This window comes from Nocardioides pini (genome assembly GCF_026712185.1).
Lineage (GTDB): Bacteria > Actinomycetota > Actinomycetes > Propionibacteriales > Nocardioidaceae > Nocardioides > Nocardioides pini.
Window position 1 is genome coordinate 659796 of record NZ_JAPPUX010000004.1, and the last position, 21746, is coordinate 681541.

A 21746-nucleotide genomic window follows, 5' to 3' on the forward strand; every position below is an offset into this window, starting at 1 on the left:
CCTACGGTGAAGCGCCCGTGCCCCGACAATCGCAGTGGTCGCACGCGACCGCCCGGCTCACGCCGCCCGGACCGGCTGCTCCACCACGGCCTCCACCACGGCCTCCGCCCCGGCCGCGGACGCGGTGGCCGGGGTGGCCTCCGACGGGGTCGCGGGCGACGTCACCGGGACCGCGCGGGTGAGGACCGTCGTGCCGTGGGCGAGGTCGTGACCCACCGCGCTCGCCACGACCTCGAGGGACGTCTGGGGCTTGCCGTCACGCTCCCAGACGTCGGCGACCAGCCTGCCGTGCACGACGACGGGCTCGCCGCTGGCGAGCGAGCTCGCGACGTGGCGGCCGAGGCGGTTCCACGCCTTGACGGTGTGCCACGACGTGGTGCCCTTGACCCACTCGCCGTCGCGATAGCGCGTCGGGGTGCAGGCCACCCGGAAGGTCGCGACGGCTCGCCCGTCGGTGAGCTCGCGCAGCGTGACCTCGCCGCCGATCCAGCCGGCGAGGGTGATCTGGGTGTCGTTCATCGAGGTGCCTCCTGGTGTCCGCGGCAGCGGGCCCGCCGCGCTGCTCCAAGGTTCGGCGGCCGGGCCGACAGCACACGCCGATCGGACGACCGGCCTGTGGAGAACCCGCCGGCGCAGCAGGGTGTGGATGCCTGGTGGCCCCCGACCACCCGTGCCGGTCACGACCGCCGCACGTGCGCGGGCTCGGCAGGCGCTCAGCGCAGGGCGGTCGCCAGTCCCTCGCGGACCGTGGCGTAGGAGGCGAGCTCGGCCTGGATCGGCTGCACGACCATCTCCTCGGAGACCTCGGAGATCGCGTCGCGCAGCCGCTTGTCGGCCGCGCGGGCGCGCGACCTGGCCGTGAGCGCGACCAGCCAGCGGCAGACCAGGGCGAGGAGCACGCCGAGGACGATCCCGCCGAGCAGCAGCAGCGTGGGCAGCGGGAAGGCGCCGACCTCCGGCGTCGGGGGCTCGGGCAGCCGGGCGTAGGACCCCAGGGCGAGGAGCGCGAGCCATCCCGCACCGACGAGCGCGGCGAGGACGAGGAGGTACTGCAGGACGCGCACCAGGCCGGCCCAGGCGGGGATCTTCGTCGCGCCGAGGTCGGTGGAGGCGACGGCGCGGTCGAGGCGGTCACCGAGGTCCGGCAGCCGGGACACCGAGGCCGCGCGCACGGCGCTGGCCCAGGACGGCGCCATCCCCTCCCCCACCTGGTCGGCCAGCGCCCGCACCTCGGTGTCGACGCGAGCGCGCTGCACGCCGGTCGCGTGCGGCACGGACGTGCGGGCGGTGCCGGTGAGCTCCTTGCCGGCCGCACCGAGGTCGAGGTGGAGACGTTTGAGCGGGTCGGGCTTGAGGCGCGAGAACCACGCCGTGACGGGCCAGCCGGTCGCGCGGTTGGCACGCATCCGGGTCGAGTCGGCCACCGCCTTCACGACCGTCGGGACGCCGGCCGCCTCGGCGAAGGCGTCGTCGAGCGCGGCGACGCGCTCCTTGGACAGGGTCGGCACCTTGCCCGTGCCGGTCGCGGCCTCGAGGCGCTGGGCCGCGGACCGCACGTCGGCCTCGAGCCTGGAGCGGGTGACCTTCTTCTCCGCCACGCGCTTGGCGATCATCGCGCGGAGCTCCTGGATGCCCCAGCCCTGGCGGGCGCTGACCGGCAGCACCGGGACCCCGTGGAGGCCGTCGGCCTCGAGCAGGCGGCGCACGTCGTCGACCATGCCGGCGCGACGGTCCTCGGGCACCGTGTCGATGTGGTTGAGCACCACCAGCATCACGTCCTCGTGCCCGGCGAGGGGCTTGAGGAACCGGTCGTGGATGGCGGCGTCGGCGTACTTCTGCGGGTCGAGGACCCACACCATCATGTCGGCGAGCTGCACGAGCCGCTCGACCTCGAGGTGGTGCGACACCTCCGTGGAGTCGTGGTCGGGCAGGTCGAGCAGCACCACGCCGCGCATCTCGACGTCCTCGTCGGCCTTCGACAGCATCGAGTCGCGCGTCACCTGGTGGCGGGCGGGGATGCCGAGCCACTCCAGCAGCTCCTCGGCGCCCTGCTTGCCCCACACGACTGCGGTGGCCCACGAGGTGGTGGGACGGCGTACGCCGACCGCGGCCAGCTCGAGGCCGCTCAGCGCGTTGAAGGTGGAGGACTTGCCGGAGCCGGTGGCGCCGCCGAGGGCGACCACCGTGTGCTCGGCGGACAGCTTGAGGCGGCTGGAGGCGCGGGCGGCCACGGCGGTGGCGTCGTCGACCACGGCGTCGTCGACCCGGCCACGGGCCGCCTCGGCGGCGCGCTCGAGTCCCTCGACGCGCGCGCCGATGTCAGAGCTCCTGGTGACCAGCTTCTTGGCCCCTTCGAGCAACGACGTCATGTGTTCCCCATCGTCTCTCCGCGTGGTGGTGCTGTGCCCCAACCCTAGGGGGCGTCACCCTCGCCGCCCGACACCCGGGGAGGCTCGTCCGTCGCGGCCGCTGCCACGTCCGGGGCCCGGCGTGCCGAGGCGAAGCGCAGGTCGTCGACCTTGCGCGCGGCGGCGCGCATGCGCTCCGGCGTCTCGGGCGAGACCTCGAGAGTGTCGAGCAGGTCGGTGTAGCGGCGGCGCTCGGCGTCGAGCAGGTCGCGCATGGACGCCTCGAGCCGCTGGCGGGCGCGCTCGGCCAGCGAGCGCACGGCCTGGTCACCGAAGACGGCCTCGAGCAGCTTCTGGCCGAGGATCGCGGACCCGCCGGCGATGCCGGCCTCCGCGCCCGTCACCCCCGCGGTGTGGGCGAACACGACGACCATGAGGGCCACGGACAGGCCGTTGACGCCGAAGGCGAGGAACCGTGCGGTCGAGCGCTTCTCGGCGCCCTCGGTGCGGACCATGTCGAGCACGTCGGACTGCCAGTCGCGGACCGCGCGCTCGGCGCGGCGGCGGAAGTCGCGCGACGCCCGCCCGAGGTCCTCCCCGGCGTCGCGCAGCAGGATCTGCCCCGCGGCGGTGCTGCGCCACGAGGCCTCGGCGCGCTCGGCGGCGGCCTCGGCGTGCTCGAGGATGAGCGTCTCGAGACCCGACTCGACCGCCACGGTGACCCGCTCGGCCTGTTGCGGCTTGCCCTTCACGGCGTTGACGACGCGGTCCCTGATCCAGCCGACGCGGGTCTCCAGAGAGCGCAGCAGCTCGCCGGTGCCGACGAACTCCTGCCAGCGCGCGAGCACCTCGCCGCGCAGCAGGGTGCCGTCGGCGGACGCCTCGCCCACGGCCGTCACGGCCCGGTCGTAGGCGTCGTTGGCGTCCTCGCGCAGGCGGCGCACGGAGTCGACCTGCTCGGTCGCGGCATCCGCCACCGAGTGCGTACGACGGGCGAGCGTGCGGATCGCGCCGTCGAGGGTCTGCTGCACCACCGACTGGCGTGCCTCCTGGTCGTCGGCCAGCGCGCGGAGCCACTGTCGGATCTCCATCACCGACGACGAAGGGAGCAGTCCCATGTCGGACACCTCGCCCTCCTCGACGACGAAGAGCGGGGAGTCCTTGAGACCACGGCTGGCGAGCATGCGGGCCAGGTGGGTGGTGATGGTGTCGACGGCCTCGGGCGGGGTGCGGTCGAGGACGATGGCGACGGCCGCCGAGCGGTCCGCGGCCTTGCGGAGGAAGTCCCACGGCACCTGGTCGGCGTAGCGCGCGGCCGAGGTGACGAAGAGCCACAGGTCGGCGGCGGCGAGCAGCTGCGCCGCCAGGACCCGGTTCTGCTCCTCCACCGAGTCGATGTCGGGGGCGTCGAGGACGGCGAGGCCCGGCGCCATGACGGGCGACGGCACGAGCTGCAGGGCGCCGGGGTCGTTGGTCTGGCGGCTGACCCGCTCGAGCTCGGGCAGCAGGCGGTCCTGGCCGAACCACTTCGCGTCGTCGGGGTGGTGCACGAGGACGGGCGAGCGGGTGGTGGGGCGCAGCACCCCGGGCGTGGTGACGCGGGTGCCGACGAGGGAGTTGACCAGGGTCGACTTGCCGGCCCCCGTGGAGCCGCCGACGACCGCGAGCAGCGGGGCCTCGAGGGTCATCAGTCGCGGGATGACGTAGTCCTCGAGCTGGTCGACCATCTCGGCACGCGCGGCCCGCTGCTCCTCGGCGCCCGGCAGCTCGAGCGGCAGCCGCGCCTCCTGCAGGGCACCTCGCAGGCGCACCAGCGCGGTGACCATCGCGGTCGTGGCGTCGGACTCGCGGCGCTGGTCGGGAGCCGGACCGGAAGCCGGTTCGGGCGCCGGGCCCGGGGCCCGGCCGGAGGTCGCGTCGTCGTCGGGGCTCATCGCGTGGGCACCACCTGTCCGGGGAAGGAGATGTAGGGGCGGATCCGACGCAGGTCCTCGACGTGCTCCTGGCCGCGCAGGGAGAAGTCGGGCGGCGCCGTGCCGCGCAGGTAGCGGTGGTGGAGGTAGCCGAGCTCGATGGCGGCGGCCTGGTACTCGCGCATGGCCCGCTCGGCGAGCGGGCCTCCCCGCTGGCGGGCCCAGCGGCGGGCGTGCCGGCGCGCGCGCAGGTCGACGAGCCACGGGATGTCCGTGGCCGGCAGCAGGCCGCGGTCCGCGGCGTCCTGCAGTGCCTCGGCGAGCAGGGGGCCCTCGGACCGGCGCCGGTAGACCGCGAAGGCCACGACGCCGAGGAAGACGGGGAACATCAGCGTGCCGTAGACGACCAGGAAGTGGCCGGTGCCGGACACCGTCGAGGAGTTCCAGACGCCGTGGAGGAGGGCGGCCAGCGCCAGCCCGACGACGGGCGCGAGGAGTCGCACCCACAGGCGTCGCGAGGCGATCGCGAGACCCACCCCGATGCCGATGAACGCGGTGAAGAACGGGTGGGCGAACGGGCTGATCAGGCAGCGCACGACGAAGGTCGAGGTCAGTGCGGTGGTGCCGCCCGGACCCAGCCCGTCGGTGCCGTCGTAGGCGGCCGCGAGGTAGAGGATGTTCTCGGTGTAGGCGAACCCGATGCCCACCATCCCGGCGTAGACGATGCCGTCGAGCACGCCGTCGAGCTCGTGGCGGCGCCACCACAGGAGCAGGAAGAGGAAGGCCCCCTTGGTGACCTCCTCGCTGACGGGGGCGACGACGCCGAGGACGTCACGCTCGGTGGCGCCGCCGGCGAAGCCGATGCCCTGGAACACGATGGCGGCACCGGTGGCGGCGAACGCGCCCCAGAGCAGGCCGGCGACGAGGAGGTTGCGCGGCTCGGGCTCGTAGCGGTCGAGCCACATGAAGCAGCCGACGAGCGGACCGACCGGGACCGCGGCGAGGAGGGCGGCCAGCGCGAGGGAGCCGGGGGCGCCGGACAGCGCGACGACGACCGCCATGACGACCCCACCGAGCAGCACCAGTGCGGCCACCACGACGGTGAACGCGACACTGTCGCGGCGGCCTCGTCTCATGCTCCGACCCTAACGGAGCGGCCACTTCCGACCGGCCCCGCCGCACCCCTTCGGGGGACGCCCGATCGGCTCCGTACGGGCCGGTGCCCCGGCGTACAGTGACCGCGTGAGCGAGCCGACTGCCGAGAACCCCGCCGAGACCGCCCAGACCGCCGACCAGGCGGGCGAGCAGCCCAGGACCGAGTCGCACGACCCGGCGGTGCCGGCTGCGTACGCCGCCTTCATGCGCGAGGGCTGGGGCGACCGTGGGCTCGACATGCCGCGGCACCCGGTCGCCGACCGGGCTGCCGAGCGCCGGGCCAGGCTCGCCGCGGCGTTCCCCGACGACCGGCTCGTGCTGCCGGCTGGCACCTACAAGGTGCGCGCCAACGACACCGACTACCGCTTCCGTCCCGACACCGCGCACGCCTACTTCTCGGGCAACCAGACCTCCGACGCCGTGCTGGTGATCGAGGACGGCGAGTCCGTCCTCTACGCGCGCCCCCGCTCCGAGCGCGACACCGACGAGTTCTTCCGCGACCGCCAGTACGGCGAGCTGTGGGCCGGCCGCCGCCCGTCGGCGCAGGAGATCTCGGACTCGCTCGGGATCGAGGTGCGGCACGTCAAGGACCTCCCGTCCTTCGACGACGACCGCAAGACCCGCGACGTCACCCGCGACGAGGACCTCGGCCGCGTCGCCGACGAGCTGCGGCTCGTCAAGGACGAGTGGGAGGTCGCCGAGCTCCAGGAGGCGTGCGACATCACCACCCTCGGCTTCGAGGACTCGGTGCGCGAGTGGGACCGCGTGCGCGAGTTCGGCGAGCGGTGGATCGAGGGCACCTTCTTCCGGCGCGCCCGGGCGATGGGCAACGACATCGGCTACGACTCGATCTGCGCCGGCGGCTCGCACGCCACGACGCTGCACTGGATCGACAACACCGGTGCCATCGAGCCCGGCAAGCTCGTCCTGCTCGACATGGGCGTCGAGGGCCACAACCTCTACACCGCCGACGTCACGCGCACGCTGCCGGTCGACGGCAGGTTCACCCCGCTGCAGCGCGAGCTCTACGACCTGGTGCAGCAGGCGCAGCAGGCCGGCATCGACGCCGTACGTCCCGGGGCGCCGTTCCTTGCCGCGCACAACGCCGCGATGAAGGTCCTCGCCCACGGCCTCGAGGACATGCAGCTGCTGCCCGTGTCGGCGGAGGAGGCCCTCGACCCGGAGTCCAAGGTCTACGCCCGCTGGACCCTCCACGGCACCTCGCACATGCTCGGCATGGACGTCCACGACTGCGGTCGCTCGTCGGTCGACATCTACCCCAAGGGCGACCTCGCCGAGGGCATGGTGCTCACCGTCGAGCCCGGCCTCTACTTCCAGGAGGACGACCTGCTCGTCCCCGAGGAGCTGCGCGGCATCGGCATCCGCATCGAGGACGACATCCTGGTCACCGCCGACGGCAACCGGAACCTCTCGGCCTCGCTCCCCCGCACCTCGGCCGACGTCGAGGAGTGGATGGGCTCCCGCCTCGGTGGCTGACCGGGCGCCGGCGCCCAGCCTCACCATCGTCGACGGGGTGCCGCGCTGCCACCACTTCGACGCGTTCCGCTGCCGTTCCTGCACCCTCCTCGGCACCCCGCGCGACCGGCAGCTCTCCGACAAGGAGGCGCACGCGCGCTCGCTGGTCGGCTCGCCGGTGTGGCTGCCCACCGTCGCGGGCGCGGACGCGCGGTTCCGCAACAAGGCCAAGATGGTGGTCGGCGGCACCGTCGACGCGCCGACCCTGGGGATCCTCGACCGCGACCTGGCGGGGATCGACCTGCACGACTGCGGCCTGCACTCCGACGGCCTGCGGGCGACCCTCGACCGCCTGGCCGGCTGGATCCGCGACGCCGGCCTGGTGCCGTACGACGTCGCGGCGCGCGCCGGCGAGCTCAAGCACGTCCTGCTCACCGAGTCGCCCGACGGCGAGATGATGCTCCGGCTCGTGCTGAGGTCGACGGCCCTGGAGGCGCGCGTCCGGTCCCGCCTGCCCGCGCTGCTCGAGGCGGTGCCGGCGCTGCGGGTGGTGACGATCAACGTCCAGCCCGAGCACAAGGCCGTGCTGGAGGGGGAGCGCGAGATCGTGCTGACCGAGGCCGCGACGCTGCCGATGCGGCTGGCCACCGGGGTCACGCTCCGGCTGGGCCCACGGTCGTTCTTCCAGACCAACACCGCGGTCGCCGAGGCCCTCTACGACCAGGCGTGGACGTGGGTGCGCGACCTGCCGGAGGTACGCACCGTCTGGGACCTCTACTGCGGCGTCGGGGGGTTCGCGCTGCACCTCGCCGGGCCGGGGCGGGACGTGCGCGGCGTCGAGGTCTCCGCTGACGCCGTCGCGGCCGCCGGCGCCACGGCGTCCGAGCTCGGCGTCTCGGCGGAGTTCGTCGCCGCCGACGCGACGGCGTACGCCCTCGCTTCCGACGTCGTCCCGGACCTCGTCGTGGTCAACCCGCCCCGCCGCGGCATCGGCCCCGACCTCGCCGGCTGGCTCGAGAGGTCAGGCGTGCGTCATGTCGTCTACTCCTCGTGCAACGCCGAGTCGCTGGCACGCGACCTCGCGCTGATGCCGTCGCTCCGCCCGGTCGAGGCACGGGTGCTCGACATGTTCCCGCACACCACGCACTACGAGGTGATGGTGCTGCTCGCGCGGTGAGGCTCAGCCGCGGCGGATCCTGGGGCCCACGGCCACCCGGAACACGCGGTACGTGTCGCTGTGGCCGTCGTCGACGGTGGACGCGAGGACGGCGGGGTCGTCCGCGGGGAGCGGGGCGAACGCCTTGAGGCCCAGCCGGACCCAGCGGGGCGAGGAGAGGCACGCGGTGGGCACGGACACCGCGGCAGTGTCGGCGCCGGTGTCGTACCGCGCGCGGAGGGCAGGGCAGCCGACGGGCTCGCGCCTGCGGGTGATCGTCGTCCGCGCCCGCCGTCCTTCGTCCTTCTCGACCTCGACGCGGTAGGCACCCGACGGAGTCCGGATGAGCACCTGGATCGAGTGCTCCCGCACGCCGGCGAGCTCGGTGAAGTGGACCGTGATGCTCAGCCGCCGGTCCCCGTGCGCCGCCACCGTGCGCACGATGTCCGCAGGCGACGGGTCGGGAGTCGGCGGGAGCTCGGCGTCCTCCTCGGCGACGAAGCCCACGACCCCGGCGTCGCCGGCCGGGTCGTGCGTGACGACCTTCTCGGCGTGCGCTCCGGTCGGCGCGAGGAGGGCGAGGGGCACGACGAGCGCGACCAGGCGCGGCCCGAGACGTGACGACATGTGACGCAGCGTAGGGCCGGGCGGCCGCCGGCGCCCTCAGCCCCGGCGGACCTTCGGGCCGAGGGCGATCCTCTCGCGGACCTCCCCGGACCGGTGGGCGTCGTCGGCGAGCACCACCATCTCCTCGGCGCCGTCGACCGACGTCACGGTCTCGACCGTGGCGACGCCCGCGCCGACCTGCACCCACCGCGGGTCGCCGAGGCACGACGTCGGGATCGTGACGGTGACTCGCGACGATGCCTGGTCCCCGACGGCGCGCAGCCGCCGGCACTCGATCGCGCGGCTCCGGCGCGTCATGTCGACCTCGGGTCGACGACCGAGGTTCTCGGTCTCGACCTCGAACCTGCCGTCGGGAGTGCGCACCTCGAGCACCGCGAAGTAGGTCCGCGAGCGGCCCAGGTCGCGCAGGTCGAGGCGCACCCGGAGGCGCGACGCGCGGTGGTCGACGGTCGTGCGCACGACGTCCGCGGTGAGGTTCTCGGGCGCAGGCAGGAGGTTGTCCAGGTCGCCACCGCCCTGCTCCGTCGGGCCGAGGGCCACCACGTCGGCGGCCGGGTCCTCGGTCACGACCTCCTCCGCGTGGGCGGCAGCCGGGAGGAGGAGGGCGGTCGGCAGCAGGACCGCAAGGAGAGAGGTGGCAAGTCGGGTCACCCGGCGAAACCTAGGGGTGAACCGCGTCCGGTGTGAGGCGAACCACGGAATCGACCGGACGGACCCCCGGTTGTGCCAGGCGTGCGCCCTTCCTCCCCCGTCCCCGCGACCGTCGGCGAGCTGCTGACGCAGCGTCGCGCCGTGGACCTCGCGCGCACCCAGAGCGCCCTCTGTCGCTGACGGCGCGCCCCGACCGTACGTCCTGCACCCCCGGTCCCGGCGCCCCGCGTGACGCGGCGCCACTCGGAAAGGTTACCTTTTCAGTATGAATACATCTGTTACGGCGGAGAAGAAGCACACCCGCTTCCGAACGCCCTCGTTCGCCGTCCAGGTCCTGATCGGCCTGGCCCTCGGTGTCGTCCTCGGTCTCGTCGCCCGCAGCATGGGTGCGGACGGCGTGGACGCCACGACCGGCGAGGTGGACCCCAACTGGCTCACCGAGACGCTCGGCACCATCGGCAGCACCTTCGTGACGCTGCTGCGTGCCGTCGTGCCGCCGCTGGTCTTCCTCGCGATCGTCGCCTCGATCGCCAACCTGCGCGACGTCACCGGCGCTGCCCGCCTCGCGTGGCGGACGCTGGCGTGGTTCGCCATCACCGCGCTCATCGCGGTCAGCATCGGCATCGTCCTCGGCCTCGTGCTGCAGCCGGGTGACCACACGAGCGTCACCGCCGACGCGGCCTCGGCGCCGTCGACGACCGGCTCGTGGCTCGACTTCCTCACCGGACTGGTGCCGGCCAACGTCCTCGGCCTCGAGGGGTACGACAACGGCGACGGCTCCGTCGGCTTCTCCTTCAACGTGCTCCAGATCCTGGTCATCTCGATCGCCGTCGGCATCGCGACGCTCAAGGTCGGCGAGGCGGCCGAGCCCTTCCTCGCGTTCGTCCGCTCCGCCCTGGCCGTGGTGCAGAAGGTCCTCTGGTGGATCATCCTGCTCGCCCCGATCGCCACCGTCGGCCTCCTCGGCAACGCCGTCGCGAGCTACGGCTGGGACGCCCTCGGCTCGCTGGGCATGTTCACCGTCGCGATCTACGCCGGTCTCGCCCTGGTCGTCGCCGGCGTCTACCCGACCCTGCTCCGCCTGCACGGCCTCTCGGTGCGCCAGTTCTTCTCCGGCGCGTGGCCGGCGATCTCGCTGGCCTTCGTCTCGCGGTCGTCGATCGGCACCATGCCGGTCACCGAGTCGGTGACGGAGCGCAACCTCGGCGTGCCCCGGTCGTACGCCTCGTTCGCCGTGCCGCTGGGCGCCACCACCAAGATGGACGGCTGCGCCTCGATCTACCCGGCGATCTCGGCGATCTTCGTCGCGCAGTTCTTCGGCCTCGACCTGTCGGTCACCGACTACCTGCTCATCGCGTTCGTCTCGGTGATCGGCTCGGCCGCCACGGCCGGCGTCACCGGCGCGACCGTCATGCTGACGCTGACGCTCTCGACGCTCGGCCTGCCGCTCGAGGGCGTGGGCCTGCTGCTGGCGATCGACCCGATCCTCGACATGGGCCGCACCGCGGTCAACGTCGCGGGTCAGGCGCTGGTCCCGACCATCGTCGCCAAGCGCGAGGGCATCCTCGACCAGGCGGCGTACGACGCCCCGCGCGGGCGCGACGCCTGGCGCGAGGACGCGGACAGCACCCGCGAGGCAGCACCCGCCGTCGCCTGAGGGCGGACATCCCTCGACGCCGGCCCCGGTCCCCGTGACCGAGGCCGGCGTCGGCGCGTTCGGGAGGTGGCACCAGAACCGGTCTGGACTGGTCTGGACCCATACCGACCCTGTCCGGATCCTTGACCGAAGTGCCACGACTTCCGGTGAAGTGCACGGGAAACATGACGCTCGCCAGAAGGCACCCTTTCGGGTGGGGCGACACGATCGGACGAGGCGCACGACGACCCTTCACATCCGGCTCCACGCACCCCTGCAGCCGCGTCGCTGGCGGCGGACACGTCCGGCCGGGGTCTGTCCGGCCGGCGCGATGCCTTCCGCCGGCCCTGTTCCGGGCCGGTCCCCCCGGAAGAGAAGAGTTCGCCATGCCACGAAGCACATCTGCCTCCGGTAGCAACCCACGGCGTCGTCCCTGGCGCCGACTCAGCCCCCGCCTGGCCGCCGTCGGCGCACTGGTGGCCGCAGCGGTCGTCACGCCGCTGGCGGCGTTCGCAGCCGACGGGCCGTACACCATCGACGGCAACATCCCCGACGCCGGCGCCACCGAGCTGCCCGACCCGTTCGGGAGCGTCAAGGAGCTCGGACCGAAGAACTCGAACACGACGAAGATCGGCGTCATCAACTCGGCTGCCGTCCCGATGCTCGACAGCACGAACCCGAACGCCCAGGTGGATCTCCGGCGAGCCTGGCTGGACACCGAACGGGACACCGCCGCCCCCAACCACGACTGGCTCTACTTCGGCTGGGAGCGCGACTCCAACAGCGGCAGCGGCTTCATCGCCTACGAGTTCATGCAGGATCCGGCGCCCGCGGCCTGCGCCTACGACACCGCGACCGATGCCCAGCTGATTGCCGGCTGCAACCCCTGGGCGAACCGCAGGGCGGGCGACTTCATGATCCTGTGGGACCAGCAGGGCGGGAGCAGGGACCTCTACCTCCGCACCTGGTCCGGCACCGCACCGAACCTGACCCTCGGTGCGCCGGCGCTCCTCGACAGCACGGTCTCCCAGGCGCAGTACAGCGCCGACGGCTTCCGCGGTGAGGCAGCGGTCGACCTGACGGCGACCATCTTCGGCGGCTCCACCGCATGCAAGACCTTCGCCAACACCATCCCCAGCACGGTGACGGGCAACTCCGACACCGCCGACTACAAGGACACCATCCTCAAGAACGCACCGCCCATCACCAACTGCACCTCGACCACCGTGACCACGCCGCAGACCAGCACGGGCGGCAGCACGGCCGGAGGCCTCTCGATCGGCTCCGGGGTCGTGGCAGTCCGCGACCAGGCCGTCGTGGACGTCGTCGGCGGCACGGCGGACCCGGCCGGCTCGGTCGCCTTCTCCCTCTGCAAGGTCGACGCTCCGGGACTGTGCACCAGCCCAGCGGGCACGTCGGTCGGATCGACGAACCTGCCGGCCGCGGCCACGACGTACCCCGTCACGGTCGTGTCCCCGACGGCGTACGTCACCTCGGCCGGCCGCTACTGCTGGCGGGCGGTCTTCAGCGGTGACTCGGCCAACGGCATCCCCGGCTCGAGCGACGCCAGCGCGTCGGAGTGCTTCACCGTCGACCCGGTGACACCGACGCTGGCAACGACTGCCGGCGCCGACGTGAACCTCGGCAGCCCCGTGACCGACACGGCGACCCTCAGCGGTCTCGCCACCCAGCCGGCGAACCCGGTCATCAACCTGACCGGCACGGGTGGTGCCGCCGCGGGCGGGACGATCACGTTCAAGCTGTACGGCCCGAGTGACACGGGCTGCGGCCCCCTCGTCCACACCGTGACGCCGGCGACCCCGGTCAGCGGCAACGGGACCTACGGGCCGGTGTCCTTCACCCCGACCGCACCCGGTACCTACCACTGGGTCGCCGAGTACAGCGGCAACGCCCCGAACACCAACGGGACGACGCACAACGCCAGCTGCGCCGACACCAACGAGGACGTCGTCGTCTCCACCGTTCCCTCGTCACTGACGAGTGCCCAGCGCTGGGTCCCGAACGACTCGGTGACCGTCTCGGCCCCGGCCGGCAGCGGCAACCTGGCCGGCACTGTGTCCTTCGACCTGTACGCCAGCAGCGACTGCACCGGCAACGCCGTCTACTCGACCACCGAGAGCGTCTCCGGGGCCTCCCCGAGGACCGTGTCGACGTCGAACACGACCGCGCAGACGGCCTCCGGCTCGTTCTCGTGGAAGGTGAGCTACGACAGCACCAACCCGGCCCAGCGCGACATCGGGGCGAGCTGTCACGAGACCTCGGCCCTGACGATCGCGAACGGGGGCACCGTCAGCAGCAACTGACCTGGCGAACCAGCCCAACCCTCTGGAGCGCCCCGGGCACCACCCGGGGTGCTCCTGCGCGCGGGCTGGGATACTGCTCCCCGCTGGCCCCCGTGGCGCAATGGATAGCGCAACGGCCTTCTAATCCGTGGGTTGCAGGTTCGAGTCCTGCCGGGGGCGCAAAGAGGCTGCGTTGCGCGACACGCCCGGCGTGCCTCCCCGACGAGGCGGCGACGCCCCATCAGGATGTGGTCAGGCCCCGCCACGTATGAGGTAGCGGGGCCGAATGCTTGCCTGCGGTGCGACACGTACGACGGCCCGGAGCGGGAGGCCTCGACCTCCCGGCCCGGGCCGTCGCCTGTCAGCTGTCCGTGACGTCCTCAGACGCCCAGGTTGAGGGCGGCCAGGATCTGGTTCAGCAGGGTCCCGAGCTGGCCCAGGAGCCCGGCGAGCGGGGTGCCGTCGAGGAGCCCGGCCACCGAGCACAGCAGGTTGCCGAGCAGGTTGCCGGCACCCGGCACGGCCGTGATGTCGAGCACCACCTGGTTCAGCTGGACCCGCAGCCCGAGGATGTTGAGGTCCAGCGGACCGAGCACCAGGTTGAGGATGTCGCAGGCGGCCGCGTTGGCGGCGACGCGCCCGTTGACGAGCGGGCTTCCGTTGATCTTCTTGATCGGGATGGTCTGGACGCCCGAGAACTTGGTGTTGGGGCCGGCGTCCTTGATCACGCCCTTCAGGAAGCCGGTCATGTACAGGACGCCGTCCTGCTCGACGACCTCGATCGGCGTGAACGTGCCCCCGACCTTGTCGCCGGTGGACGTCTTGCCGACGACCTTGCTGGTGATCTTGCCGAGGTCGGACTTGCCGACGACCGACTTGCCCGATGTCGCGGCCGCCGACGATCCGGCCACGGTGAACGTCGTCAGCCCGACCGTCATGGCCAAGGCGACAATGGCTCCTGCAACAAGCCGTCGTGCCACGTGCGTGAACTGGTTCATGGTTCCCCTCCGAGTGGTGGATCCCTCCCGCAGGGCAGCAGGCGCCGCCCCTCCGTCGGACGCTAGGCACGCTGACCACCGACGGTCATACCCCAACGGGTAAGACAGGTGTGCCAACTCGCAGTTACCCCCTGCATCACCGCCCTGCGGGTGGGGCTGTGCTCATGCCACCGCCGGTCGGGGGTACGGGCCTGTCGTCCCCCTCCCCCCAACCAGATCGGACCCCCGATGTACCAGGACTTGGGCCTGAGCCTCCTGACGGTGCTCGGCGTGCTCGCCGGCATCGGAGCCCTGCTCTACGTGATGACCGCGCTCGACCCGACCAACGTCCGCGCAGCACGGCAGCTGCCGGCCCACCGGGCGGCGCGGGGGCGCACGGACACCTGAGGCGGGCCCCTCAGCGCGTGGCGTAGGCCTCGATCTCGGCGGTGATCCGCTCCTTGACGTCGACGGGGGCGAACGACGCGTCCACGGCTGCCCGCGCCAGGTCGGCCACGCCCCGCTCGTCGAGGTCGAGGAGGCTCGCTGCGACCGCGTAGTCGTGGTTGAGCGAGGTGGCGAACATCGGCGGGTCGTCGGAGTTGATCGTCACCGCCACGCCCGCCTCGACGAACGTCCGCAGCGGGTGGTCCTCGATGCGGTCCACGGCCCGCGTCGCGATGTTGGAGGTCGGGCAGACCTCCAGCACGACGCCGCTGTCCGCCAGGTGCGCCAGGAGCTCGGGGTCCTGCGCGGCCGAGACGCCGTGCCCGATCCGCTCGGCACCGAGCAGCCGCAGCGACTCCCAGATCGTCTCCGGCCCCGTGGTCTCCCCCGCGTGCGGCACCGACCGCAGCCCGGCGGCGCGGGCGGTGTCGAAGTGCCGGCCGAACTGCGCACGCGGCACCCCGATCTCCGGACCGCCCAGGCCGAAGCCCACCAGTGCGTCGGTGCGGTGCTCGAGGGCGTACTCCAGCGTCGCGTCGGCGGCCGGGACGCCCGACTCGCCCGGGATGTCGTAGATCCACTGCAGCACCAGGCCGAAGTCGCGCTCCGCCGCGACCCGCGCGTCCTCGATCGCCTCGGTGTAGGCCTGGATCGGGATGCCGCGGACCACGGAGGTGTACGGCGTGCAGGTGAGCTCGGCGTAGCGCAGGTTCTGGCCCTCCGCCATCTCGCGGGCGACCTCGTAGGTCAGCAGCCGGACGTCCTCCGGGGTGCGGACCAGGTCCACCACCGCCAGGTAGACCTCGATGAAGTGGGCGAAGTCGCGGAACGTGAAGAACTCGCGCAGCGCCTCGAGGTCGGACGGGACGCCGGCCGCCGGGTGGCGCGCCGCGAGCTCGGAGACGATCCGCGGCGACGCCGACCCGACGTGGTGGACGTGCAGCTCGGCCTTGGGCAGGCCGGCGATGAAGGACTGGAGGCTCACGCCCCGCAGTGTGTCAGGACGCGTCCGCCCCGCTGGTGCCGGCGAGCATCTCGGTGGCGATCTGGTCCATCGTCTGGCCCTCGACCTTCTTGCCGTCGACGAGCACCGTCGGGGTGGCGTTCACGCCGGCCTTGGACGCGGCCTCACCGGCGGCCTCGACCCAGCCCTCGAAGGTCATGTCCTCGATGCCGGGCCGGACCGCGTCCTCGTCAGCCCCGGCCTCGACGGCCCACTCGACCAGCTGGTCGCTGTCGGGGAACGGTCCCGACTCCGCCGGCTGGTTGTCGAAGAGCAGGTCGTGGAACTCCTTCGCGACCTCCGGGCCGGACTCCTCGAGCACGACGGCGAAGGCGTTTGCGGCCTGCGGCGAGTAGTCGCTGATCCGCTCCAGGAACGGGAGCGGGCGGTACTCGACCTTGACCTCACCCGCCTCGACAGCGGCGTCGAGCTTGTCGCCAACCGTCTGCTCGAGCTGGCCGCAGAAGGGGCACAGGAAGTCCTCGTAGATGACGATCGACTTGGCTGCGTCGGCGTCGCCGACGACCATGCCGTAGTCGCCCGAGGCGCCGGCAGGCGCGGTGTCGGGCTTGTCGGAGCCGAGGTTGGTGACGAGGAAGTAGCCGCCGACGACGAGGACCAGCAGGGCACCGACGAGGCCGAAGCGGGTGAGCTGCTCCTTGCGCTTGGCCTTCTTGCGGCGCTCCTCGGCCTCGACCCGCGCGCGCTCGGTGCGCGCCCGCCGGGCCTCGCGCTTGGCCGCGGTCGCCGCCTTCTCCTCAGCGGTCCTGTGCGAGCTCTTCTTCTGCGCCATCGCGGCTTCTTCCTTCGTGATCGGTCGTGTCATCGGTGGACTGGTCGTGGTCGGAGCGGAACAGCACGTTGTCGAGCGCGAGGCGCGACGACGGGCGCACGACGAGCCACAGGCTCAGTGCCAGCAGGCCGACGTCGCGCGCGATCTCACCGGGATAGGCGGCCGCCGCGTCGGGGATCTCCCCGCCGCCGCCGAAGCAGCCGCACTCGATCGACAGCCCGCGCGCCCAGGCGGTCGAGATGCCGACGATGAAGGCCAGGAAGAGCAGCGCCGACACCAGGGAGGCCCCCCGCACCAGCACGCCCAGGACCAGGCACAGGCCCACGACGATCTCGACGACGGGCAGGAGGTGCCCGATCGTCGGGACGACCGCCTCCGGCAAGAGGTCGTACGCCCGCACGGCTCGCACGCTGTCCGCGGGGTGGGGCAGCTTGAGCGCCCCTGCCGCGATCCACACGCCGCCCGTCACCAGGCGGGCGACGAGACCGAACCAGTCCTTCACGCCCCCGACCTTATGAGGCGAGGCTGAGTCGAGCCTGAGAGCGTCCGGCAGGGCCAAGTAGGGTGGCCCGTCGTGAGCGACAGACTGGTGTGGATCGACTGCGAGATGACCGGCCTCGACCTGGGAGCCGACGCGCTCGTCGAGGTGGCGGCGCTCGTCACCGACTTCGAGCTCAACGTCCTCGGCGAGGGCATCGACGTGATCATCAAGCCGTCGCAGGAGGCGCTCGACCAGATGGTGGAGTTCGTGCGGAGCATGCACGAGAAGTCGGGCCTGCTCGACGAGCTCGCCAGCGGTACGACGCTCGCCGACGCCGAGCAGCAGGTGCTCGCCTACATCAGGGAGCACTGCCCCGACGGGAGCCGTCCGCCGCTCGCCGGCAACACCGTCGCCACCGACCGCTCGTTCCTCGCGCGCGACATGCAGGAGCTCGAGTCCTTCCTGCACTACCGGATCGTCGACGTCTCCTCGATCAAGGAGCTCTCGCGCCGGTGGTACCCCCGCGCCTACTTCGCGGCGCCCACGAAGCGGGGCAACCACCGGGCGCTCGCCGACATCCAGGAGAGCATCGAGGAGCTGCGCTACTACCGCGAGGCCGTCTTCGTCCCGCAGCCCGGCCCCGACAGCGTCCGCGCCAAGGAGATCGCCGCGCGCCACGGCGGCCAGCTGACCGGCCTCGGCCCGGACACGGACGCCGATTCCGGCTCCACGGACTGAGTGCCCTACACTTCTCGTCGTCCACAGCGGCAACGCTGCGGGACATGGTGGGTATAGCTCAGCTGGTAGAGCGCCGCCTTGTGGTGGCGGATGTCGCGGGTTCAAGTCCCGTTACTCACCCCAACCGATGGAGCCCCCGGCAGCAGCCGGGGGCTCCGTCGCGTTCACGGCGCAGCAGCGTCAGGCGTCGGCGACGCGGCCCATCGGAAGCCGGATCGGCACGCGCGAGCGCCCGATCGGGTTGGCTGCGGCGACCCGGTCCATGGCGTCGATGATGTTGCGCAGGTTGATGATCAGCGCGCCGTAGATCGGCCACTCCGGGGAGCGCTCGGTGGACCGGAGCTCCTCGGTGAAGACCTCCAGCCGGCGGCGTACGTCGAGCAGGGCCTCGGGGTCGGCGGCGCTGGTCGCCCGCCCCGTGTCGCCGAGCATCGAGATCCACGGCTCGGCGAACGCCTCGCCCCACGCCTCGCGGTGCGCCTGCTGCCCACCGAGGGTGCGCGCGAGGCTGCGGGTCTCGGCGATGGCCTGCTCCATGCGGCGGAGCAGCTCGTGCCACTCGCGGGGGTTCTTCATCACCTTCGCCGAGCGTCGGGGGTTCATCCGAGCGCTCTCCTCGGCCTGCCGCACGAGGGACCAGGCCTGGTCGAGGTCGCCGTCGAGGTCGCGGCTGCGGTCGATCCACCCGTCGACGTCCTCGTCCTGACACCCCTCACCGAGCCCTCCGGCCATGTCCGTGAGGAGCTCACCGATGCCGTCGTCGACGCGGTCGAGGGCCTTCGCCGCGGTGTGCCGACGCAGGGGCGGCCACACGATGACGTTGACCAGCAGGCCGACCGCGACGCCGATCGCGGTGTCGAGCAGCCGGGCGATGAGCATGACGTCGTCGTCGAAGCCCGTGGTCAGCACCACCAGACCGGTGGTCGCGATGGTCGTCGCCTCCGCACCCAGCCAGGGCACGGTGCCCAGCACCAGCGCCACCACCAGGAGCAGGGCGATCGCCCCCGTGCTCAGGCCGAGGGCCTCCCCCACCACGGTGGCGAGCAGCACGGCGACGACGGTCGCGGCGACCTGCTGCATGCCCTTGGAGAAGGTGCGGTAGACGGTCGCGTGCACCACGAGCAGCGCTGCCCACGGCGCCAGGAAGGGCTGCGGCAGGTCGAGGACGCTCGCTGCGAGCACCCACGCCGCCACGGCCGCCAGCACCGTCTTGGCCAGCTGCAGGACGTCGTTCCACCAGATCGGGTCACCGAGCCGGTCGTCGACGCGCTGCCTCCACCTCTCCCACGGGCTCTCCCTCACGACGTGCTCCTCTCCCTCACCGACCGACACTACGGACGCGCGGGGGAGGTGCAAGTCGGGACGACCCCTCCGGGCGGGACGACCTCACGCGAGGGAGAGGAAGAGCTTCTCCATCTTCTTCACGTCGATGCTGTCGATGTCGCCGTCGCCCGCGACGAGGCACTGCTGGAGCCCGGACGCCACGATCGCGAAGCCGGCGCGGTCCAGCGCCTTGGACACCGCGGCCAGCTGGGTGACGACGTCCTCGCAGTCGCGGCCCTCCTCCAGCAGGCGGAGCACACCGGCGAGCTGACCCTGCGCGCGCTTGATGCGGTTGACGACGGGCGTCATCTGGTCGGGATCGAGCTGCATCCAGTCCTCCTCGGGGCCGGTCCGGGGCGGCGGGCACCGCGATCACCAGCATACCCCCCGGGGTGTTTTGCGTTCTCCCCGGATACCCCCTAGGGTATTCACAGACGCCAGCACAGCGAGCACGAGAGGATCGCCATGACCCACCCGACGACCGACCTGACGGTCCTCGTGATCGACACCCCGACGCTCGGCGACCGCAGCTACCTCGTGCACGACGGCGAGGTCGCGTTCGTGGTCGACCCCCAGCGCGACATCGACCGCGTCCTGGCCCTCCTCGACGAGCACGGCGTGCGACTCACGCACGTCTTCGAGACCCACATCCACAACGACTACGTCACCGGCGGCCTCGCCCTCGCCGAGCGCACCGGTGCCCAGTACCTCGTCAACGGCGAGGACGACGTCTCCTTCTCCCGCACCCCCGTAGCGAACGGAGACGTCGTCGAGGTGGGTGGACGTATGCGCGTCACTGCGCTGGCGACCCCCGGCCACACGTTCACCCACCTCTCCTACGTGATCACCGACGCCGCGGCCGACGGCGACCAGCAGGTCGGCGTCTTCTCGGGCGGATCACTGCTCTACGGGGCGACCGGTCGCCCGGACCTGCTCGGGCCCGAGCACACCCACGACCTCGTGCACCACCAGCACGCGTCGGCACACCGGCTCGCCGACCTCCTCCCCGACGAGGCGGAGGTCTATCCCACCCACGGCTTCGGCTCCTTCTGCTCCGCGACCCAGTCCGACGCGTCGTCGTCGACGATCGGCCGCGAGAAGCAGTCCAACCCCGTCCTCACCCAGGACGAGCAGACCTACGTCGAGGAGCTGCTGGCCGGGCTCGGCCCCTGGCCGGCCTACTACGCCCACATGGCCCCGGCCAACGCCGCCGGCCCCTCCGAGCCCGACCTGTCACCTCCCGCCGTCGCCGACGCGACCGAGCTGCGGCGCCGCATCGAGGCCGGCGAGTGGGTCGTCGACCTGCGCAACCGCACGGCCTTCGCCGCCGGGCACGCCCCGGGGACGCTCAACTTCGGACTCGACGGCGGCTTCGCCACCTACCTGGGCTGGCTCATCTCCTGGGGCACCCCGCTGACGCTGCTCGGCGAGACCGCCGATGACGTCGCCGAAGCCCAGCGCGAGCTGGTCCGCATCGGCATCGACCGCCCCGCAGCACACGCCACCGGCGGGCCCGAGGACTGGAGCGACCGCCCGCTCAGCTCCTTCGCCACCGCGACCTTCGCCGACCTCGCCCAGGTGCGGCACCACCGCGAGGTCGTCGTCCTCGACGTACGACGCGCCGACGAGCACGACGCCGCTCGCATCGCCGGTGCCGTCAACATCCCGCTCCACGAGCTGTGGGACCGCCTGGCCGAGGTGCCGGCCGGCGAGGTCTGGGTGCACTGCGCCGGTGGCTACCGCGCGTCCGTCGCCGCCTCCGTGCTCGACGCGGCCGGTCGCTCCCTCGTCGCCATCGACGACTCCTTCGACAACGCCGAGCCGGTGGGTCTCCACCTCGTGGGGCCGGCGGCGTGATCGAGATCGTCCTCGCCGTCGTGGCCGGCGCGCTCATCGGGCTCAGCCTCGGGGCGCTCGGTGGCGGTGGCTCGATCCTGGCCGTCCCGGTGCTGCTCGCCCTCGGCCAGTCAGCCACCCAGGCCACGACCGGCTCGCTGGTCGTCGTCGGGGTCACCTCGCTCGCCGGGGCCGTCACCGCGCGGCGTGCGGGCACCGTGCTGCTGGCGCGAGGGGCCGCCTTCGGCGCCGTCGCCATCGGCGGTGCCGTCGCCGGTGCGCACCTGTCCGCGACGGTGCCCGAACCGGTCCTGCTGGCCGCCTTCTCCGCCCTGATGCTCCTCGTCGCCGGCCTGATGGCGGCGCGGCAGCTGCGGAGCCGACGCGCGGCCGGTCCCTTGGACCCGGCCGTCGAGCGTCCCGGGCTCGACGACCCGATCATCACCTTCAGCCCCACCTTCATGTGCCAGTGCCCGCGCGCGCTCAAGGTCGTGGTGACCGCGACCGTCGTGGGCCTGCTGACCGGCTTCCTCGGCGTCGGTGGCGGCTTCCTCGTCGTGCCCGCGTTGGTCCTCGCTCTGGCCCTGCCGATGCGCTACGCCGCCGGCACCTCGCTGGTCGTCATCACCATCACCAGCGCGGCCGCTCTCGCCACCCGGGCCGGAGCGGGCATCGCCCCGGACTGGGGCCTCGTCGTCGCCCTCACGCTGACCTCCATCGTCGGCTCCGTCGTCGGCGCGCGGGTCGCGGCGCGGGCCGACACCGCGCGCCTGTCCGCCGCGTTCACCGGGCTGGTCCTCGCCGTGGCGGCGTACGTCGCGGTGCAGGCGTTGCCCGCCCTCGTCTGATTCCCTCCCACCACCCACTGCAACAGAAGGAGCCC

The 21746-nt window shown here is 72.6% G+C and carries 20 protein-coding genes and 2 tRNA genes; 10 read left to right on the forward strand and 12 right to left on the reverse strand.

The window, feature by feature from the left end; genetic code table 11:
• Positions 1 to 57: 57 nt before the first annotated feature.
• The 4 genes from NYO98_RS16470 to NYO98_RS16485 all read right to left on the reverse strand — a co-directional run bounded on the left by NYO98_RS16470 (position 58) and on the right by NYO98_RS16485 (position 5397).
• A complete protein-coding gene (locus tag NYO98_RS16470) occupies positions 58 to 519 on the reverse strand; it encodes a single-stranded DNA-binding protein (RefSeq protein ID WP_268112815.1) in 462 nt (153 codons plus the stop codon).
• A 194-nt stretch (positions 520 to 713) separates the two neighbouring features.
• Positions 714 to 2369, reverse strand: coding sequence for a GTP-binding protein (locus NYO98_RS16475; RefSeq protein WP_268112816.1), 1656 nt, complete (start codon positions 2367 to 2369; stop codon positions 714 to 716).
• 44 nt (positions 2370 to 2413) lie between these two features.
• The gene (locus NYO98_RS16480) at positions 2414 to 4282 is read right to left on the reverse strand and encodes a dynamin family protein (protein WP_268112817.1); all 1869 of its coding nucleotides are present in this window, start codon (positions 4280 to 4282) and stop codon (positions 2414 to 2416) included.
• A complete protein-coding gene (locus tag NYO98_RS16485) occupies positions 4279 to 5397 on the reverse strand; it encodes a PrsW family intramembrane metalloprotease (RefSeq protein ID WP_268112818.1) in 1119 nt (372 codons plus the stop codon). The genes NYO98_RS16480 and NYO98_RS16485 overlap by 4 nt, the downstream gene beginning before the upstream one ends.
• 106 nt (positions 5398 to 5503) lie before the next feature.
• Here NYO98_RS16485 and NYO98_RS16490 point away from each other — a divergent pair, with 106 nt between their 5' ends.
• Positions 5504 to 6913, forward strand: coding sequence for an aminopeptidase P family protein (locus NYO98_RS16490; RefSeq protein ID WP_268112819.1), 1410 nt, complete (start codon positions 5504 to 5506; stop codon positions 6911 to 6913).
• Positions 6906 to 8069 (forward strand): 23S rRNA (uracil(747)-C(5))-methyltransferase RlmC, encoded by a 1164-nt coding sequence (gene rlmC / locus NYO98_RS16495; RefSeq protein ID WP_268112820.1) that lies wholly within the window; start codon positions 6906 to 6908, stop codon positions 8067 to 8069. Before NYO98_RS16490 ends, rlmC begins: the two co-directional genes overlap by 8 nt.
• Positions 8070 to 8072: 3 nt before the next feature.
• Here rlmC and NYO98_RS16500 read toward each other — a convergent pair whose 3' ends face one another.
• The gene (locus NYO98_RS16500; RefSeq protein ID WP_268112821.1) at positions 8073 to 8675 is read right to left on the reverse strand and encodes a hypothetical protein; all 603 of its coding nucleotides are present in this window, start codon (positions 8673 to 8675) and stop codon (positions 8073 to 8075) included.
• Positions 8676 to 8711: 36 nt separating this feature from the next.
• A complete protein-coding gene (locus NYO98_RS16505) occupies positions 8712 to 9326 on the reverse strand; it encodes a hypothetical protein (protein WP_268112822.1) in 615 nt (204 codons plus the stop codon).
• 265 nt (positions 9327 to 9591) lie between these two features.
• Here NYO98_RS16505 and NYO98_RS16510 point away from each other — a divergent pair, with 265 nt between their 5' ends.
• The 3 genes from NYO98_RS16510 to NYO98_RS16520 all read left to right on the forward strand — a co-directional run bounded on the left by NYO98_RS16510 (position 9592) and on the right by NYO98_RS16520 (position 13445).
• A complete protein-coding gene (locus NYO98_RS16510) occupies positions 9592 to 10983 on the forward strand; it encodes a dicarboxylate/amino acid:cation symporter (RefSeq protein WP_268112823.1) in 1392 nt (463 codons plus the stop codon).
• 455 nt (positions 10984 to 11438) lie between these two features.
• A complete protein-coding gene (locus NYO98_RS16515; RefSeq protein ID WP_268112824.1) occupies positions 11439 to 13286 on the forward strand; it encodes a hypothetical protein in 1848 nt (615 codons plus the stop codon).
• Between the two features lie 86 nt (positions 13287 to 13372).
• Positions 13373 to 13445: transfer RNA gene (locus NYO98_RS16520), tRNA-Arg, on the forward strand.
• Between the two features lie 200 nt (positions 13446 to 13645).
• Here NYO98_RS16520 and NYO98_RS16525 read toward each other — a convergent pair.
• Positions 13646 to 14203, reverse strand: coding sequence for a hypothetical protein (locus NYO98_RS16525; protein ID WP_268112825.1), 558 nt, complete (start codon positions 14201 to 14203; stop codon positions 13646 to 13648).
• A gap of 288 nt (positions 14204 to 14491) precedes the next feature.
• Between NYO98_RS16525 and NYO98_RS16530 the strand changes: the two genes are divergently transcribed.
• Positions 14492 to 14650 carry a hypothetical protein gene (locus NYO98_RS16530; RefSeq protein ID WP_268112826.1) on the forward strand — a complete coding sequence of 53 codons (159 nt, stop codon included), beginning with the start codon at positions 14492 to 14494 and terminating at the stop codon, positions 14648 to 14650.
• A 10-nt stretch (positions 14651 to 14660) separates the two neighbouring features.
• Here NYO98_RS16530 and NYO98_RS16535 read toward each other — a convergent pair whose 3' ends face one another.
• Genes NYO98_RS16535 through NYO98_RS16545 form a run of 3 tightly spaced genes read right to left on the reverse strand, consistent with a single transcriptional unit; the run spans position 14661 to position 16987 of the window.
• Entirely contained in the window at positions 14661 to 15674 is a 1014-nt protein-coding gene (locus tag NYO98_RS16535; RefSeq protein WP_268112827.1) for an adenosine deaminase, read from the reverse strand.
• 13 nt (positions 15675 to 15687) lie between these two features.
• Positions 15688 to 16485, reverse strand: coding sequence for a DsbA family protein (locus NYO98_RS16540; RefSeq protein WP_268112828.1), 798 nt, complete (start codon positions 16483 to 16485; stop codon positions 15688 to 15690).
• Positions 16451 to 16987 carry a DoxX family protein gene (locus tag NYO98_RS16545; RefSeq protein WP_268112829.1) on the reverse strand — a complete coding sequence of 179 codons (537 nt, stop codon included), beginning with the start codon at positions 16985 to 16987 and terminating at the stop codon, positions 16451 to 16453. Before NYO98_RS16545 ends, NYO98_RS16540 begins: the two co-directional genes overlap by 35 nt.
• A 72-nt stretch (positions 16988 to 17059) precedes the next feature.
• Between NYO98_RS16545 and orn the strand changes: the two genes are divergently transcribed.
• Together orn and NYO98_RS16555 are read left to right on the forward strand one after the other, a co-directional pair.
• Complete coding sequence (orn, locus tag NYO98_RS16550; protein ID WP_268112830.1) at positions 17060 to 17704, forward strand: oligoribonuclease; 645 nt, start codon at positions 17060 to 17062, stop codon at positions 17702 to 17704.
• A 47-nt stretch (positions 17705 to 17751) separates the two neighbouring features.
• A tRNA-His gene (locus tag NYO98_RS16555) sits at positions 17752 to 17827 on the forward strand.
• A gap of 57 nt (positions 17828 to 17884) precedes the next feature.
• Here NYO98_RS16555 and NYO98_RS16560 read toward each other — a convergent pair.
• Both NYO98_RS16560 and NYO98_RS16565 read right to left on the reverse strand, forming a co-directional pair.
• Positions 17885 to 19006, reverse strand: a complete 1122-nt coding sequence (locus NYO98_RS16560) for an FUSC family protein (protein WP_268112831.1) — start codon at positions 19004 to 19006, stop codon at positions 17885 to 17887.
• Positions 19007 to 19090: 84 nt separating this feature from the next.
• Positions 19091 to 19357 carry a metal-sensitive transcriptional regulator gene (locus NYO98_RS16565; protein WP_268112832.1) on the reverse strand — a complete coding sequence of 89 codons (267 nt, stop codon included), beginning with the start codon at positions 19355 to 19357 and terminating at the stop codon, positions 19091 to 19093.
• 135 nt (positions 19358 to 19492) lie between these two features.
• Between NYO98_RS16565 and NYO98_RS16570 the strand changes: the two genes are divergently transcribed.
• Positions 19493 to 20884, forward strand: coding sequence for an MBL fold metallo-hydrolase (locus NYO98_RS16570; RefSeq protein ID WP_268112833.1), 1392 nt, complete (start codon positions 19493 to 19495; stop codon positions 20882 to 20884).
• The gene (locus NYO98_RS16575; protein ID WP_268112834.1) at positions 20881 to 21711 is read left to right on the forward strand and encodes a sulfite exporter TauE/SafE family protein; all 831 of its coding nucleotides are present in this window, start codon (positions 20881 to 20883) and stop codon (positions 21709 to 21711) included. Before NYO98_RS16570 ends, NYO98_RS16575 begins: the two co-directional genes overlap by 4 nt.
• The last annotated feature ends 35 nt before the right edge of the window (positions 21712 to 21746 follow it).

Excerpts from the sequence above, each read along its gene's own strand:
- NYO98_RS16570 (WP_268112833.1), top strand. The coding sequence starts at position 19,493 with ATGACCCACCCGACGACCGACCTGACGGTCCTCGTGATCGACACCCCG.
- NYO98_RS16565 (WP_268112832.1), bottom strand. The coding sequence starts at position 19,357 with ATGCAGCTCGATCCCGACCAGATGACGCCCGTCGTCAACCGCATCAAG.
- NYO98_RS16540 (WP_268112828.1), bottom strand. The coding sequence starts at position 16,485 with ATGGCGCAGAAGAAGAGCTCGCACAGGACCGCTGAGGAGAAGGCGGCG.
- NYO98_RS16500 (WP_268112821.1), bottom strand. The coding sequence starts at position 8,675 with ATGTCGTCACGTCTCGGGCCGCGCCTGGTCGCGCTCGTCGTGCCCCTC.
- NYO98_RS16525 (WP_268112825.1), bottom strand. The coding sequence starts at position 14,203 with ATGACGGTCGGGCTGACGACGTTCACCGTGGCCGGATCGTCGGCGGCC.
- NYO98_RS16485 (WP_268112818.1), bottom strand. The coding sequence starts at position 5,397 with ATGAGACGAGGCCGCCGCGACAGTGTCGCGTTCACCGTCGTGGTGGCC.
- NYO98_RS16530 (WP_268112826.1), top strand. The coding sequence starts at position 14,492 with ATGTACCAGGACTTGGGCCTGAGCCTCCTGACGGTGCTCGGCGTGCTC.
- NYO98_RS16480 (WP_268112817.1), bottom strand. The coding sequence starts at position 4,282 with ATGAGCCCCGACGACGACGCGACCTCCGGCCGGGCCCCGGGCCCGGCG.
- NYO98_RS16510 (WP_268112823.1), top strand. The coding sequence starts at position 9,592 with ATGAATACATCTGTTACGGCGGAGAAGAAGCACACCCGCTTCCGAACG.
- NYO98_RS16470 (WP_268112815.1), bottom strand. The coding sequence starts at position 519 with ATGAACGACACCCAGATCACCCTCGCCGGCTGGATCGGCGGCGAGGTC.
- NYO98_RS16475 (WP_268112816.1), bottom strand. The coding sequence starts at position 2,369 with ATGACGTCGTTGCTCGAAGGGGCCAAGAAGCTGGTCACCAGGAGCTCT.